Source organism: Actinobacillus indolicus (genome assembly GCF_004519515.1).
GTDB lineage: Bacteria > Pseudomonadota > Gammaproteobacteria > Enterobacterales > Pasteurellaceae > Glaesserella > Glaesserella indolica_A.
On record NZ_CP038145.1, the window covers coordinates 1,691,823 to 1,706,970 of the forward strand.

Annotated in this window: 11 protein-coding genes and 2 pseudogenes; 8 read left to right on the forward strand and 5 right to left on the reverse strand. The window is 39.7% G+C overall.

The window, feature by feature from the left end; all coding sequences use genetic code 11:
* Positions 1–9: 9 nt before the first annotated feature.
* Positions 10–447 carry a ribosomal protein S18-alanine N-acetyltransferase gene (gene rimI / locus EXH44_RS08450; RefSeq protein ID WP_162857069.1) on the reverse strand — a complete coding sequence of 146 codons (438 nt, stop codon included), beginning with the start codon at positions 445–447 and terminating at the stop codon, positions 10–12.
* Positions 444–863, reverse strand: coding sequence for a DNA polymerase III subunit psi (locus EXH44_RS08455; protein ID WP_162857070.1), 420 nt, complete (start codon positions 861–863; stop codon positions 444–446). The genes rimI and EXH44_RS08455 overlap by 4 nt, the downstream gene beginning before the upstream one ends.
* An 82-nt stretch (positions 864–945) precedes the next feature.
* On the opposite strand from EXH44_RS08455, the gene rsmC reads away from it, so the two are divergent.
* From rsmC to ychF, 3 genes are all read left to right on the forward strand, one after another.
* Positions 946–1,935, forward strand: coding sequence for a 16S rRNA (guanine(1207)-N(2))-methyltransferase RsmC (rsmC, locus tag EXH44_RS08460; RefSeq protein WP_162857071.1), 990 nt, complete (start codon positions 946–948; stop codon positions 1,933–1,935).
* A 90-nt stretch (positions 1,936–2,025) separates the two neighbouring features.
* Complete coding sequence (pth, locus tag EXH44_RS08465) at positions 2,026–2,610, forward strand: aminoacyl-tRNA hydrolase (RefSeq protein WP_162857072.1); 585 nt, start codon at positions 2,026–2,028, stop codon at positions 2,608–2,610.
* Positions 2,611–2,759: 149 nt separating this feature from the next.
* Positions 2,760–3,851, forward strand: a complete 1,092-nt coding sequence (gene ychF / locus EXH44_RS08470) for a redox-regulated ATPase YchF (protein WP_162857073.1) — start codon at positions 2,760–2,762, stop codon at positions 3,849–3,851.
* Between the two features lie 43 nt (positions 3,852–3,894).
* Here ychF and EXH44_RS08475 read toward each other — a convergent pair whose 3' ends face one another.
* On the reverse strand, positions 3,895–5,844 hold the full coding sequence (locus tag EXH44_RS08475) for a site-specific recombinase (protein ID WP_162857074.1): 1,950 nt from the start codon (positions 5,842–5,844) through the stop codon (positions 3,895–3,897).
* A 177-nt stretch (positions 5,845–6,021) separates the two neighbouring features.
* Between EXH44_RS08475 and EXH44_RS08480 the strand changes: the two genes are divergently transcribed.
* The 4 genes and pseudogenes from EXH44_RS08480 to EXH44_RS08495 all read left to right on the forward strand — a co-directional run bounded on the left by EXH44_RS08480 (position 6,022) and on the right by EXH44_RS08495 (position 10,754).
* Positions 6,022–7,242 (forward strand): MFS transporter, encoded by a 1,221-nt coding sequence (locus EXH44_RS08480; RefSeq protein WP_208717129.1) that lies wholly within the window; start codon positions 6,022–6,024, stop codon positions 7,240–7,242.
* 36 nt (positions 7,243–7,278) lie between these two features.
* Positions 7,279–7,940 (forward strand): annotated as a pseudogene (locus EXH44_RS08485) (NAD(P)H-dependent oxidoreductase).
* Between the two features lie 80 nt (positions 7,941–8,020).
* Positions 8,021–8,122: pseudogene (locus tag EXH44_RS11195) on the forward strand (hypothetical protein); the annotation flags it as partial.
* Positions 8,123–8,276: 154 nt separating this feature from the next.
* Entirely contained in the window at positions 8,277–10,754 is a 2,478-nt protein-coding gene (locus tag EXH44_RS08495; RefSeq protein ID WP_162857076.1) for a TonB-dependent receptor, read from the forward strand.
* Between the two features lie 90 nt (positions 10,755–10,844).
* Here EXH44_RS08495 and EXH44_RS08500 read toward each other — a convergent pair whose 3' ends face one another.
* Both EXH44_RS08500 and EXH44_RS08505 read right to left on the reverse strand, forming a co-directional pair.
* Positions 10,845–11,930, reverse strand: coding sequence for a metallophosphoesterase (locus EXH44_RS08500; RefSeq protein ID WP_162857077.1), 1,086 nt, complete (start codon positions 11,928–11,930; stop codon positions 10,845–10,847).
* Between the two features lie 97 nt (positions 11,931–12,027).
* The gene (locus tag EXH44_RS08505) at positions 12,028–13,476 is read right to left on the reverse strand and encodes a catalase (RefSeq protein ID WP_162857078.1); all 1,449 of its coding nucleotides are present in this window, start codon (positions 13,474–13,476) and stop codon (positions 12,028–12,030) included.
* 386 nt (positions 13,477–13,862) lie between these two features.
* Between EXH44_RS08505 and EXH44_RS08510 the strand changes: the two genes are divergently transcribed.
* Positions 13,863–15,122, forward strand: a complete 1,260-nt coding sequence (locus EXH44_RS08510; protein ID WP_162857079.1) for an ABC transporter substrate-binding protein — start codon at positions 13,863–13,865, stop codon at positions 15,120–15,122.
* Positions 15,123–15,148: the final 26 nt, after the last annotated feature.

Genomic DNA, 15,148 nt, shown 5'->3' on the forward strand with positions numbered 1-15,148 from the left:
TGGGGATAGCTACAAATATAACGCCATCACCACCGCATTCTCTCGCCCACCGTCTTGGGTCGGGTAGTAATTTTTCCGCACCGTCACTTCATTAAAGCCTAGTGAGGAGTAAAGTTTTTGTGCTGTCGTGTTTGAAGCTCGTACTTCAAGCCATAATATCGTGATCTGTTTTTGTTGAAGCTGAGCGATCAACGCTTGCAACAGTTGCTTACCAAAGCCTTTGCCTTGATAAGCAGGATCAACTGCAATATTAAACAGCGTGGCTTCATCAAGCACAAACTGACAAATCGCAAAGGCAACAATGTGGTTTTCAACGGATAATTTCAAATTCAAATAACGTTCGCCTTGACTGTTTAACAGCGTTCCTTTCGCCCAAGGTACTAAATGGGCTTGTTGTTCGATCTCAAAAAGGCGGTCGAAGTCGTTTTCTAAAACGGGGGTAATCACAAAGTTTCCTCAAATTGCGGGCAAAATGATTGTATCTGTTGCCAAAGTTTACGTTTTTGTTGGGATTGATAAAGATCTTGCCAAGATTCACACCGCCAAGCGGTCTGATTTGCAAATTTTTTTGCAAATCGCACCGCTTGTACTTCAGGTTGAATTAGCCAGAAAATCGGTTGATGATCGAACTGCAGTCGCATTGCTTGCTCAAGGCTAATCCATTGATATTGCTCGTGATTTAATTGCAAGGCTCGTAAAACATCTTGAAATAACCCTGTCTGATGGTGATCTTCTTCACATACCACCACTAATTTCACCGTATCCGCCAAGCGAATTTGTGCGTCGCCTTTGAGTACTTGCGGTTTAACAAGTATCCATTGGGGTATATTCATCTCTGTTAGGAGCAAATCTCGGCGATTCATCATTTTTCCTCATAAAAAGTTGGGGAATAGTAGCAAAAATCGGTAAAATGCAGAAATTATTTTGCATTAAATTTGGAAATTTATGTTATCAATCGAAAGCGAAGTGCTTGAACGCCACCTAAGCGTCTTTGAGCAAAAAAATGTGTTGTTATTTGGCGATGTGCGTGATGATTTCTCAGGACTCATTCAACCGATGGCAAAGTCTGTGGCGGTGTTCAGTAGCTATTTTGATTATGCTCGCCATTATAATAACGTGGAATTTGGCTTGGAATGTTATCAGCAAGCAGACTTAGCCGTCTTTTACTGGACGAAGAATAAGCAAGAGTGTCAATTTCAGTTGTTACAATGGTTGGCGACTGCGCTAGTTGGCCAAGAATTATTGGTAATAGGTGAAAACCGTGTCGGCGTGCGTTCGGTGGAAACCTTGCTTGAGCCGTTTGGCGAGGTTGCTAAGATTGACTCGGCTCGCCGTTGTGGGTTGTACCATTTTAGACTGGAAAACGTGCCTACTTTTGATAGCAAAAAATTCTGGAAATCGTACCGCTTGCAAGATCTCAATGTGTTTGCGTTACCTGCGGTATTCAGCTCGGTGGAGTTAGATAACGGTTCTAAATTGTTGCTTTCCACATTCAATAAAGCTGATGGATTGAAAGGGAAAGTGTTAGATCTCGGCTGTGGAGCTGGAGTGATTGGGGCGTGTTTAAAACAGCAATTCCCGAAAATCAAGCTGACGATGTCAGATATTCACGCAATGGCATTGGAATCAAGTAAGCGAACATTGGCGGAAAATCAGCTTGAAGGCGATGTGGTAGCAAGTGATGTCTTTTCCCATATTGACGGGCGTTTTGATCTGATTGTCTCAAATCCACCTTTCCACGACGGTGTAGATACGGCATATCGTGCGGTAGAAGAGTTGATTGCCCAAGCTAAGCAACACCTTAATCGTGGTGGTGAGCTACGTATTGTTGCCAATGCTTTTTTACCTTATCCTGATTTATTGGATAAAGCATTTGGCAGACATCAAGTGTTAGCGAAGTCGAGTAAGTTTAAGGTCTATTCGGTAAAATCTTAATCATGATATTCTCGTAGAAAGGTACATCATTTCTTGTTAAATGATGCCTTTTTGCCTACAATACCGCCTTTTATTTATTAAGCAAAAACTATGTCACAGATTAAATTGATTGTCGGGCTGGCTAACCCTGGCACAAAGTATGAAGAAACTCGCCACAATGCAGGCGAATGGCTAGTGAACGAGCTTGCTCGTATGTTTAATGTCACCTTAAAGGACGAAGCAAAATACTTCGGCAAGGTCGCCAAAATTAATACGCCACAAGGCGAAGTGCGTCTGCTTGTGCCAACCACTTTTATGAATTTAAGTGGTAAGGCTGTTGGTGCGTTAGCGAATTTTTATCGCATTAAGCCGGAAGAGATTTTAGTCGCTCACGATGAATTGGATCTTCCCCCAGGTGTTGCCAAAATCAAGCAAGGTGGCGGACACGGCGGACACAACGGTTTAAAAGACATTATTGCGGCTCTTGGTAATAGCAATAATTTCTACCGTGTGCGTATCGGAATTGGTCATCCGGGGCATAAAGACTTAGTGGCAAGTTATGTGTTAGGTAAACCTTCGCCAACGGATCAGCCTTTAATTAACGCAGCCGTTGATGAAGCCAGCCGTTGTGTGGAACTATTGTTCAAAGAAGGGATTGTTAAAGCGACTAATCGCTTGAATGCGTTTAAAGCGTAAAAAATTTGTCATTATTAACCGCTTGTGTAAAGGCAAATGAGTAGGGGCGGGGTTTATCCCCGCCCGAAATCATATCAATATTTTAACGGGTGGGGATAAACCCCACCCCTACAAAAGTTATTTAAATAGATAATTTATAGGAAAAGAAAATGGGATTTAAATGTGGCATTGTCGGTTTACCAAATGTGGGTAAATCAACTCTTTTTAATGCATTAACCAAAGCAGGTATCGAAGCGGCAAACTATCCGTTCTGTACCATTGAACCAAATACAGGCGTTGTGCCGATGCCAGACCCACGTTTAGATGCGTTAGCGGAAATCGTAAAACCAGAACGTGTATTGCCAACCACAATGGAATTTGTGGATATTGCAGGCTTAGTGGCTGGGGCAAGTAAAGGTGAAGGTTTAGGCAATAAATTCTTAGCGAATATCCGTGAAACCGATGCGATTGGTCACGTGGTTCGCTGTTTTGAGAACGATGACATTGTGCACGTTGCAGGCAAAATCAGCCCGCTTGATGATATTGAAGTGATCAATACAGAATTGGCTTTAGCGGATTTAGATAGCTGTGAACGTGCTATCCAACGTTTACAAAAACGTGCCAAAGGCGGCGATAAAGATGCTAAATTTGAGCTTTCCATTATGGAAAAAATCCTACCGACCTTAGAAAATGGCGGTATGATCCGTTCTGTTGCGTTGGATAAAGATGAACTCCACGCTATCAAAGGTTATAACTTCTTAACCTTAAAGCCAACAATGTACATTGCCAACGTGAATGAAGACGGTTTTGAAAACAACCCTTATTTAGACCAAGTGCGTGAAATTGCGGCAAAAGAGAATGCGGTGGTTGTGCCTGTTTGTGCGGCGATTGAAGCAGAAATTGCTGAGCTTGACGATGATGAAAAAATCGAGTTTTTACAAGATTTAGGCATTGAAGAACCGGGCTTAAACCGTGTAATTCGTGCAGGCTATAAATTGTTGAACTTACAAACTTACTTCACCGCTGGCGTGAAAGAAGTACGTGCTTGGACAGTATCTATTGGTGCGACGGCACCAAAAGCGGCTGCGGTAATCCATACTGACTTTGAGCGCGGCTTTATTCGTGCAGAAGTGATTGCCTATGACGATTTTGTTCAATACAAAGGCGAAAATGGCGCGAAAGAAGCGGGAAAATGGCGTTTAGAAGGCAAAGAATATATCGTTCAAGATGGCGATGTGATGCATTTCCGCTTTAATGTGTAATGAATAATATTAGGGAGTAGCTTTAAGCCACTCCCTTAATTTTTTAAACAGGCCAAATGAGGCTTAGTGGTTTTTGTTTAATAATCAACCACACACATTTGGCGATATTTTTCCAACTATCGACTTCTGTGCCTAAAGCACGTAAGGCGAGCGTGAGTGTTAATGAAAAACTTACGGCTAAGTTAACTAAGCCAATGAGTAATACAAAAAATAGACTCTGTATGAAAATGCCTGATGTTAATTCTCCGCTGACTGTGGCATAGCCGACATTGGCAGAAGAAAATGCGATATGACGGATATCTAAGGGCAAATCTAATAAATATCCGACAACACCAGTTAATCCGAGTAACATCCCAAAGCAGAGATTTCCCATAATAGCCCCGTAGTTTTGGTGAATATAATTTGCAAACCGAATACGTTTTTCTTCGGAAAATCTACGTAGAGATGGGTGGTTTTGTAATCGCATCCGCATGTTGAGGTAATTACAACGATTATCAAAATATCCAGAAATTAAGCCAGCTAAAAATAACCATACACCTGCAATGGCTGCATACCACAATGTTGCTCCAAAGGGATTGATACTATGTAGCTGGTATTCTACTTGTGGTAATGTCAACAATGGTTTACCGCATATCCATTGATAACCGAATGCAATCAATGAGGCAACGCTTACCGCCATCAGTACATTTCCTAATACTGCAATGCTTTGTGAACGAAATACATCAATCAGCAATTGCGCTAATTGCATATTGACAGTTCGTCCTTGAGGATTCTTTCCAACAAAATCAGCAAAACGGGCGGCAGTCATGGCGGGTTGCTTTGTTGCTACAGTGAAATGAAGTATGAAAATTAAGGTAAATCCTAAGCCATAATTTAAACCTTCTGCAATCCCTTTCCACACTTTATCTTCGATGGTTTCCCCTAGATAAATTTTAAATAACGCCATAAAAGCAATGAGAATACCTCCACCAGCAGCCGAGTAAAACATTGCTAAAAATTCATTTTTAGAGCGTGTAATATAATGTTCCCCATGATCACTAGTATGTTGTGTGATACTACGTGAAAGCATGCCAATACTTTGTTTCCAGAGTGTTGAGATACTATGTTGCTTAGCTGAAGCAATCGCAAGGTTTCCTGTTAATAGCAGAATACGGCGAGGTAAAAAACGATTGGATGCAAACACATCCATCAACATGGCTAAACGAGATAGCGTCTGTTCTAAACGTTCTAATAGATAGGCTACACTCAATGATGAGCCCATGGTTGCACCTTTTTTCTTTAACCTTTCAATTAAGTCTTGGCTTTGGCTAAACATCACTTGTAGATGTGCATCATCAAACAGTTGATCGTTCTGGCGTGCGACAATCCAAGATGACACCTCTTTTTGTAATGCAACAAAAGGGCTATCCGCATCCAATAAGGTTGGATCTAATCGCATTAATTTCGGATCCATTTCTTCGGCAGCTAGCCAAATAGAAAGCATTTTTATCGCAAAGAGTCCCTCTGAGCGTAAATGTTTATTAATGCGTTCTCTTTCTTGCTCAGTAGCATAGCGATTGAATAATTTCAGTAAACTGCTCCAATAATGTAATGGAATATTGTTTAACCACGTTGAATCGTTTTTATCATTAAAGAGTAAGAAAAAAATATCGCGTAAATCTTTGACATCTCGATAGGCGGGGTTAATTTTTTCATATAAACGGTTGCTAAACTCTTTGCCAAAACCATCCCGACTAAGGATGCCACTACTAATCAATAGTGGATATAATCGCATATTGCAAAGCCAGCGGCATAATTGAGAAGAGAGATGCTGTAATAACGTTTTGTTTGTTTTTAATGTTTTGATTAAAAAATAGAGTTGTTCTTCATGTTCATTATGGTGGCGTAGCCAATGGCAGAAACCATTTAAAAGTGAAAATATATCATCTTGTTCAAGCTTCTCTTGGATAAATTGGATAATCTCTTGCTGTGATAAACTAATTTTCTTCGTCAAAATATCTCCTATTTTCTCAATATAATTAAAATGAAAACGGTAGAAGTATGATAGACTTCTACCGTGTGGGGATATTTTAGCATTTTTTGTTTAAACTGTTAAGTTGAATGAAAAATAATCAAATTATTTCAGGGAAATACGCTAAAATCATCTCCTAGTTAATAATTGGGGATGATTATGACCACACGACAAACAGCATGGACATTTGTTTTTATTGCTGCAACGATTCTTCTAGTCACATCTGGGATAAGGCTTTCTCTTGGGCTCTTTGTTCAACCTATTTCATCGACAACAGAAATCTCTATTGTACAAATGAGCTTTGCTCTTGCTGTGACTCAATTAATGTGGGGTGTTTCTCAACCGATTACCGGCGCTTTGGCGGATCGTTTTGGCGCTTGGTGGGTAATATTAGGTGGCACCCTATTACTTGCGATTGGCTGTGCCTTGATGCCCTATTTACTTTCTGCTTGGGGACTCGTCTTTACATTAGGTTTTTTAGTTGCTTTTGGAACAGGTGCGGGCAGTTTTTCGGTGTTGATGGGGCAGGTTGCCAATAAAATCCCTGCTCAGCATCGAGGAACAGCCTCTGGTATTATTAATGCAGGGAGTTCATTCGGACAATTTGCCTTTGCGCCAATTTTACAAAGTTTGATTGTAATGCCAGCCGTCGGATGGATTGGGGCAATGTACTTCTTAGCCTCGATTTGCTTGGTTTGTATTCCCTTGGGATATTATTTAACGCGTAATTCTGCTGTCGTTTCTCACGCATCAACAACAGTGCAACAACCAGAGCAGACTCTTGGACAAGCGGTCAGATCAGCCTTAAAAAATACAAATTATTGGCTCCTTCATATTGGTTTTTTTACCTGTGGATTTCATATTGCTTTTTTAGTCACCCATTTACCAAGCGAAATTACGTTAGCAGGGTTAAAATCCAACGTTGCTTCTTGGTCACTGGCTTTAATCGGACTATCCAATGTAGTGGGCAGTTTGTTTATAGGTTGGTGTGTTGGGCATTTCCGTAGCAAATATATCTTATTTTGGATGTATCTCAGCCGAACGATTTTAATCGGTATTTATTTACTCATGCCACAAACACCAATGACTTTTTTCATTTTTGCGATTGCCCTTGGATTAACTTGGTTAGCAACGGTACCACCGACTGCGGCTGCTATCGGCAAATTATTTGGTGTGCGCTATCTTGCAACCTTATTTGGTTTAGTTTTGTTAAGCCATCAAATCGGCGGATTTTTGGGCGCATATTTAGGCGGACTTGCGATTACGACTTTCGGGGATTACCAATGGATGTGGTATGCCGATATGTTTTTGGCATTTTTAGCCGCTGTTTTGAATTTACCGCTTAAAGAAGAAAAAATTGTGCGTATGCAAGCGGTATGATCTCACTCATTTTTTGCAAATTAATAAGGAAAAGTAATGGAAAGTATTTCAAAAGAACAAGTACTCGGTGTATTTAAGTTCCGTGCTGCAACACGTTATTATGATTCTGAACGTAAAGTATCTCGTGAAGATATGCAATATCTTCTTGAGTTAGCGCGACTTTCACCCAGTTCCGTAGGATCTGAGCCTTGGAAATTTTTAGTGATTCAAAAGCCTGAAATTCGCCAAAAACTTAAGCCTGTGAGCTGGGGAATGGCGACACAGCTTGATGATGCGAGCTATTTAGTGGTGATTTTAGCGAAGAAGAATGCCCGTTATGATTCTGAATTTTTCCGTACCTCCCTTGAAAAACGTGGATTAACCGAAGAGCAGATGAGCAGAACCTTAGCGGTTTATAAAAATTCCAACAAGAAGATATGCCGATTGCTGACAGTGAACGAGCTTTGTTTGATTGGACAAGCAAGCAAACTTACATTGCCCTTGCGAATATGATGACAGGTGCAGCGCTTGTGGGTATTGATAGTTGTCCAATAGAAGGGTTTAACTATGCAGAAGTCAATCGTATTTTATCCGAGGAAGGATTATTTGACCCAATAGAGTGGGGAGTTTCAGTGATGGTGACTTTTGGCTATCGAGCGAAAGAGATTAAGTCGAAGTACCGTAAGCCGTTAGCTGAGATTGTAGAATGGGTTGAGTAATGTAAAAATTTGGTAGAAGAGAGTCAAGCATTGCTTTTACCCTCTTCCCGACTTGACAGAGCAAAAAACACGTATAGGGTAATACAGACTGTGGCTTAAAAACCCGTGGCTGGAAAGAAACCATTGAGCAATTGCAAGTGATGGTGGATGTGACGAAGAAATTGAGAGCAGAATTGGTTTAATTTTAAGATTTACTCTAGGGAGTTATATTTAACGCCCTTCTTTTTGCTCATTATTAAACCCATAAAAAAATTATAGTTTTTTAATTTGATTTCATTTTATCTTTTATTTATTATTCCATAAAAAAAATATGGTTAATTTTCTAAAGGAGACAAAATGAAAAAGAATGCGATAACGCTTTCCATGATTTCTCTTTTTTCTGTATGTGTATATGCAGAAGAAGTAGCGGAACTTGAGGAAATTCAGGTCGAAGCCAAAATGGCGGAGAGTAACTTATTGGGAGATCGTCCTAATGTCAGTGATAAGCTGATCGATGGGAAGGTATTCAAACAGAAATCAACAACCCTAGGAGATGCTTTATCTAGCGAGCTTGGAATTCACTCTAATCAATATGGTGGCGGTGCTTCAGCGCCGATTATTCGTGGGCAAGAGGGCAAACGTCTCAAGATATTACAAAATAATAGTGATGTAGTGGATATGTCCACCATGTCGCCGGATCATGCCGTAACTGTGGACGCAACCCTATCTAAGCAAGTTGAGATCGTCAGAGGTCCCTCTACCTTGCTATACAGTTCAGGCAATGCCGCTGGGGTAATCAATGTCCTAGATAATAAAATCCTAAACTTCATGCCACAAAACGGGCTTAAAGGTGAGGCTGGTTTCCGTTTTAATACCAATAATAATGAAAAATTGACCACCGCAGGCATCACTTTTGCAATTCACCCGAGTATTGCTGTTCATCTTGAAGGCTTATCAAAACAGGCAGGTAACTACAAAACACCGCATTACCGTTATGGCACTTATTCGGATAAAAAAGCCTTTAATCGTAGGGAGATGAGCTATCAAAATCTTTCATATGTTCCTGAAAGTTGGGCGAAATCACAAGTCGGTACGGCGGGTATCTCTTGGATTCATGAAAAAGGTTATCTAGGGCTTGCTTATACAGAACGCCAAGATAAATATGGATTACCCGCTCATAATCATATTTATGAAGGCTGTGCGGTACGTATTATTGATGAAAGTGTTAAACAGCAATATCCCTATTTATTCCCTTACCCTGAACTTGCAGATGATCAACATCTCTTTTGGGCTAACCCTGGCGTAAATATGGCGGATTGTCATGCCCATGGTTTGTCAGCTACGCCTTATGTTGATTTGAAAAGTCAGCGTTACGGTTTTAGAGGTGAAATTATCGAACCCTTTAAGTATGTGGATAAATTGAGATTTAATGCAAGCCGTGTGAATTATCAACATGGCGAAATTGAAGGGGAAAGAACGGCGAATCTCTTTAAAAATAAAGGGCTTACCACTCGCCTTGAGTTTGTGCATAGTCCAATTGGGAATTTAACAGGGATATGGGGAATTCAGTACCTGGAACAAAAAAATAGTGCATTATCCCCAGAAGACTCGGCGACACATAAGCACAAACATCGTGGTGTACAGCAGTTATTGAACAATAACAAAATGCAGAACTGGAGTTTATTCGGTTTAGAGAGCTATCAATGGAATGATATTACCTTTGAAGCCTCTGGCCGTTTAGAAAAACAAAAAGTCACCAAAGATTATGATCATGAAAAAGTACGCAATGAGTTTCTCTCTCTTGGGTATATTGATAGTAAAAGACCAGAGACCGCTCATGCCATGGATAATTACTATACGTTAACTCAAGCACATAAAGAAACGGCTCGATCTTTTGCGTTAGGTGTGCATTGGGCATTTAAAGAAAATCATAAACTCTCTCTGACCGCTTCGCACCAAGAAAGGCTTCCTAACGCACAGGAACTCTATGCTCATGGAATGCACTTAGCAACAAACTCATTTGAAATGGGCAACAAAGGGCTAAGCAAAGAAAAATCCAATAACCTTGATTTAGGACTAAGCTATGAAGGCAATAAATTTAGCTATTATTTGAGTGGCTTTTTATACAACTTTGATAACTATACCTATCTCTATACGCTCAATTCAGGGAGAGGACCTGCTTCAATGAAGCAAGATAGCGATTTACGCATTAATCGCTATATGCAAGCCCCTGCACGTTTCTATGGCGTAGAAGTTAATTTGGGTTATCAAGTTACACCAAAACATCATATCAGCCTATTCGGTGATTACGTGAAAGGTTACTTAAAAGCTCACGATATTCGCACCAGTGATAAAGTGAGCTATGTTGATAACCCTGAATTTACCAAGGCGGTAGAAAAACTAATGCAGGAAAACCCGAAAATGAAACCATGGCGAGCAGCTTCTAAAGTCAGAAATGAAATGGGAATTGAGCGTCAAATTCGTGTACAAGAGCCTGTGTATGAAGAGCAAGCTAAAATGTACACCCCACGACTTCCACCAATTCGTGTCGGAGCTCGCATTAAAAGCGATTTTACGGAAAACCTCAAAGGTGAATTAGAGTACTATCGTGTCTTTACGCAACATCGCATTTCAAAATTTGAGAATGTCACGCAAGGGCATAATATGCTGAATCTTGGGCTCACTTATCAGAATAAATTAGCGAAAGGGGAGTATGAAATCTTCCTCAAGGCGAATAACTTAATGAATGAAGAGGTGTATGCTCATGAAACCTTCTTACCTTATATTCCACAAATGGGACGAAATGTAAGTTTAGGTGTTAACTACAAGTTCTGAACGGATTTGGATGTAAACAAGCGGTAAGATTTGAGATATTTTTTGCAAAAAATTGAACGAATCTTACCGTTGTTATATGAGGTATTGTATCTATTTTCCTTTCACTTCAATAATCATCACTTCCGACTGTGAACCTAAACGCATTGGAATCCCCCAAAATCCGTATCCCGAAGTAACAAAAAAATGTCCATTGCCGATTTTTTCATAACCATAATGTAATCGATAAATTACCGAGGTAATTAAATTGGCAGGGAAGATCTGACCTTTATGGGCATGGCCTGAAACTTGAATATCAATAGGCAATTTTGCGTGTTGCTCAATCTGGGTTGGACGATGATCTAATAAAAAGACAGGCAATGTTGTATCGACATCTTTTAATAGCTGTTCTGTGCTTGGGCGTTTTTTGACTAAATCATCATTACGTCCAATAATGGTAAATTTTCCGTCTAAAGTGACCGCTTGATCCCATAAAACGGTAATGCCTGCTTTGCGAATTTCTTCTGCAATGGCATTTTGAGCCCCAAAGAAATCATGATTACCCAATGTCGCATAAACACCTAAAGATGCTTTTAATTTGGCGAGATGTGGTTGCATATTTTCTGCGACATAAGCAGACACATTATCATCCATAATGTCGCCTGGCAGTAGGATTAAATCGACTTTTTCTTGATTAAAAATCTCCGCTAATTTATCAAGTTGTGTCGCGCCAAAAAATTTACCAAGATGGAAATCGCTTGCCATACCGATTTTAATTGGGGACATCGGTTTATCTAAGGTGATCTGATAATGGACGACTTTCGGTGTATAAGCGTTATAAACCGTAAATCCAACAAAGCTAATCAATGCAGGAAGATAGAGTAATTTGAGCCAGCGGTTTACTGCATCACGAGCAATAAAATGCTGAGCGATTTTTTGAATGAGGATAAAGGCAAATCGAACGAAAAAAGCAAAGAGAAGTAGTGCCAACATTAATGCCACGGCTCTAAAACTTTGAACGGTTCGAGTAATATGCAAAATGACGAGGGTATTAGCTGAGATATAGCTCAAAAGAGTGAAAATTTTTCTACTTTTTGAGGATAAATTAAAGAGCCAGCCTACTGTTCGTGAGAAGTTGAGTAAGAGTAACTGTAAGACAATAACTGCAATAGCTGTGGTGATATAATAACGATATTCCAAGGTACTTTCCTATATATGTAAAAAAAGCCCAACCAAATGGCTGAGCTTTAAAGTATAGCAAATACAAGTGTAAGGAGAAAATAAGTCTTTAATTAGCTTATTTCGCTAATTTCTGACGAATCGCATTTGCTAATTCTGTGCTGACTTTTTCAAAGTGAGCCATTTGTCTTTCTACGATTTCAGGAACAGTCACACCTGATAAACCTGCTGCAAAGTTACCTGCTAAGCGATCTTTTTCTTCCGCTGTAAACAAGTTATAAAGTGCTGCTGGTTGTGAGTAGTAATCTTCATCGTACTCACGGAAGTTAAAGTGTGCTGCTTCACGCTCAATTTGTAATGGTAATTGGTCGTGGGTTGGCACATAAGTGTCAAAACGGTTCGGCGCGTAGTTAGGGTGGTTGCCACCGTTTGCATCAATACGCATTGCACCATCACGGTGAGTCGTGTGGTATGGGCATTTTGGTGCATTTACAGGGATTTGGTGGTGGTTTACACCTAAACGGTAACGCTGTGCATCTTGGTAAGAGAACAGACGACCTTGTAACATACGGTCTGGCGAGAAGCCGATTCCCGGAACGATGTTAGATGGTGCAAATGCTGCTTGTTCTACTTCAGCAAAGTAGTTTTGTGGATTGCGGTTTAACTCTAATACACCTACTTCGATCACTGGGTAATCTGCGTGTGGCCATACTTTAGTTAAGTCAAAGGCATAATTATGTTTGTGAGCATCTGCTTCTGGCATAATTTGCACTTGAACAGTCCAACGTGGGAATTCACCACGCTCAATCGCTTCATATAAATCTCTTTGGCTAGATTCACGATCTTCACCTACAACTTTAGCCGCTTCTTCGTTAGTGAAGAATTTGTGACCTTGCTGTGTTTTGAAGTGGAATTTCACCCAGAAACGCTCGTTGTTTGCGTTTACAAAGCTATAAGTATGGCTACCGTAACCGTTCATATGGCGTAAAGTCGCAGGAATACCACGATCTGAGAATAATGTCATAATTTGGTGCATTGACTCAGGGTGACGTGACCAGAAATCCCACGCTGCATTTGCATCACGCAAGTTAGTTTGTGGATTACGTTTTTGTGTATGGATAAAATCTGGGAATTTTAATGGATCACGGATAAAGAATACTGGTGTATTGTTACCCACCAAGTCCCAGTTACCTTGTTCTGTATAGAATTTTAAGGAGAAACCACGTACATCACGCTCTGCATCGGCAGCCCCACGCTCACCAGCAACAGTTGAGAAACGTAATAATACTTCAGTTTGTGCACCCGGTTTAAATACTGCTGCTTTTGTGTATTTAGTAATATCTGCAGTGACAGTGAATGTACCGTAAGCTGCTGAACCTTTAGCGTGAACTACACGCTCAGGAATACGCTCACGAGCAAAGTGAGCTAATTTCTCTTGGAACCATACATCTTGTAAAAGAAGTGGGCCACGAGGACCAGCAGACATTGTGTTGTCATTGTCAACAACTGGTGCACCAGCTGCCGTTGTTAAGGTTTTTGAACCATGATCAAATGGACATTTAGACATAGTGAATTTCCTTCAAAAATAATTAATAGGATTTATTAGCTAGCGAATTATCTAAGATAGGAAAAAGTATGTAAAACTATTAAATTGATAATAAAAACCTATTGTTTGTGTTAAATCAATAGGTTTTTGCAAGGAATACGTGTTTAAAATGTGATCTGTTTAACGTATTTGTAACAATGTCATTGAAGTGTAAATTTAGGTCAGTATAATCCGCCAAAAATGGATTTTCACCAACTCTACTTTATAGGTGGTAGTCAATTTCAAGCTGTTTCGAAAGTAGTATTTTAAGTAAGAGTTTAGTAAGGAATACTCCGTTAGCTAATCTAACGAATATCGGTGATCAAGAAGATCATGTTTTGTCGTTAATTCAAGTCTAAGGTGTAAATATGAAAAAGTCTCTTCTAAGTATTGCATTATCAACCCTTCTTTTAGCAACCTCTTCCCAAGTTCTTGCCAACAGTAAAATTGTTTTTTCCCATTATCTTTCTAAAGATTATGTGAATACCATGATTGAAGGATTTAAAAAAGATAATCCAGATATTGAGGTCGTGGCAATGAGCTGTGGATTCCGTGATTGTCATGACAAATTAACCACGGCATTAGCTGTTGGTGAAGGCGCTCCCGATGTGGTGACTATCAGTACGATTAAACTAGGTACTTTCGTTAACTCTGGTGGTTTGGTGAATCTAACTGATGCCCCTTATTCTATGGATAAAACCGGCTGGCAGTTTGATGCATCTATGTTGACTTTATCACAAAACGATAAAGGACAACTTTTTGGTGTGCCATTTGATACAGGCCCGGTTGTGATGGTATATCGTAAAGATTTGCTTGATTCTACTGGCATGACTATTGAAGAAGCAACAAAAGATTGGGCATCTTTCGTGACCTTCGCTGAAAAATTAAAAGAAAAATCGGGGGCTTTTGTACTTCCTGCTGCAACTAGTTTAATTAACCCTCTTGTGATGGGAACTAACAATGCGCCGGGTCAGCCTGTATATCTTAAAGATGGTAAACCGAACCTCAATTCGAAAGAAATTAAATTCTTAGTGAATTTAGTCAAAGAGCTTTATGACAAACAACTTGTTGCAGCTTTAGATGGTTCATCAAACGATCAGAAATTCATTAAGCTTTATCGTGAAGGTAAACTATTTTCAGATATTGACGGTCCATGGATCGAAGGGCGAGTTGTTCAAGAATATGATCCTGATGGGGCGAAAAAAGGCTTGTGGCGTGTTGCCGGTATTCCGAATAATACCAATGTCAATGCGGGTGGAACGGTGTTCGCAATTCCAACACAAAGCAAACATAAAGATGCTTCTTGGAAATTTATCCAACATTTAATGAAAAATGAAAGTGTGTTAGATATTGCCAAAATTGCAGGTACCTTACCAGCAAGAACAGAAATTTACAGCGATCCTTTCTTTGATCAACCAAGTGAAACTTTTGGCGGTCAACATTCCATGAAGTTATATACTGAAATTGTGAAACAAAATAAACCTTATTTATCTTCGCCAATAGATAATATTGCGAATGAAATCTTAAATAGCTCTATTAAGAAAATTTTGGCTGAAAAAGCAGATATTGATAAAACATTAGATGAAGCCAATACGTTATTACAACGTAGAATGCGTTCATTGAAGTAGTTAATAAAAACATCCAACCTTAATTA

Bases quoted from the DNA above. Each gene is read 5' to 3' on its own strand.
- EXH44_RS08495 (WP_162857076.1), top strand. From the start codon at position 8,277: ATGAAAAAGAATGCGATAACGCTTTCCATGATTTCTCTTTTTTCTGTA.
- rsmC (WP_162857071.1), top strand. From the start codon at position 946: ATGTTATCAATCGAAAGCGAAGTGCTTGAACGCCACCTAAGCGTCTTT.
- ychF (WP_162857073.1), top strand. From the start codon at position 2,760: ATGGGATTTAAATGTGGCATTGTCGGTTTACCAAATGTGGGTAAATCA.
- EXH44_RS08510 (WP_162857079.1), top strand. From the start codon at position 13,863: ATGAAAAAGTCTCTTCTAAGTATTGCATTATCAACCCTTCTTTTAGCA.
- pth (WP_162857072.1), top strand. From the start codon at position 2,026: ATGTCACAGATTAAATTGATTGTCGGGCTGGCTAACCCTGGCACAAAG.
- EXH44_RS08455 (WP_162857070.1), bottom strand. From the start codon at position 863: ATGAATCGCCGAGATTTGCTCCTAACAGAGATGAATATACCCCAATGG.
- EXH44_RS08505 (WP_162857078.1), bottom strand. From the start codon at position 13,476: ATGTCTAAATGTCCATTTGATCATGGTTCAAAAACCTTAACAACGGCA.
- EXH44_RS08480 (WP_208717129.1), top strand. From the start codon at position 6,022: ATGACCACACGACAAACAGCATGGACATTTGTTTTTATTGCTGCAACG.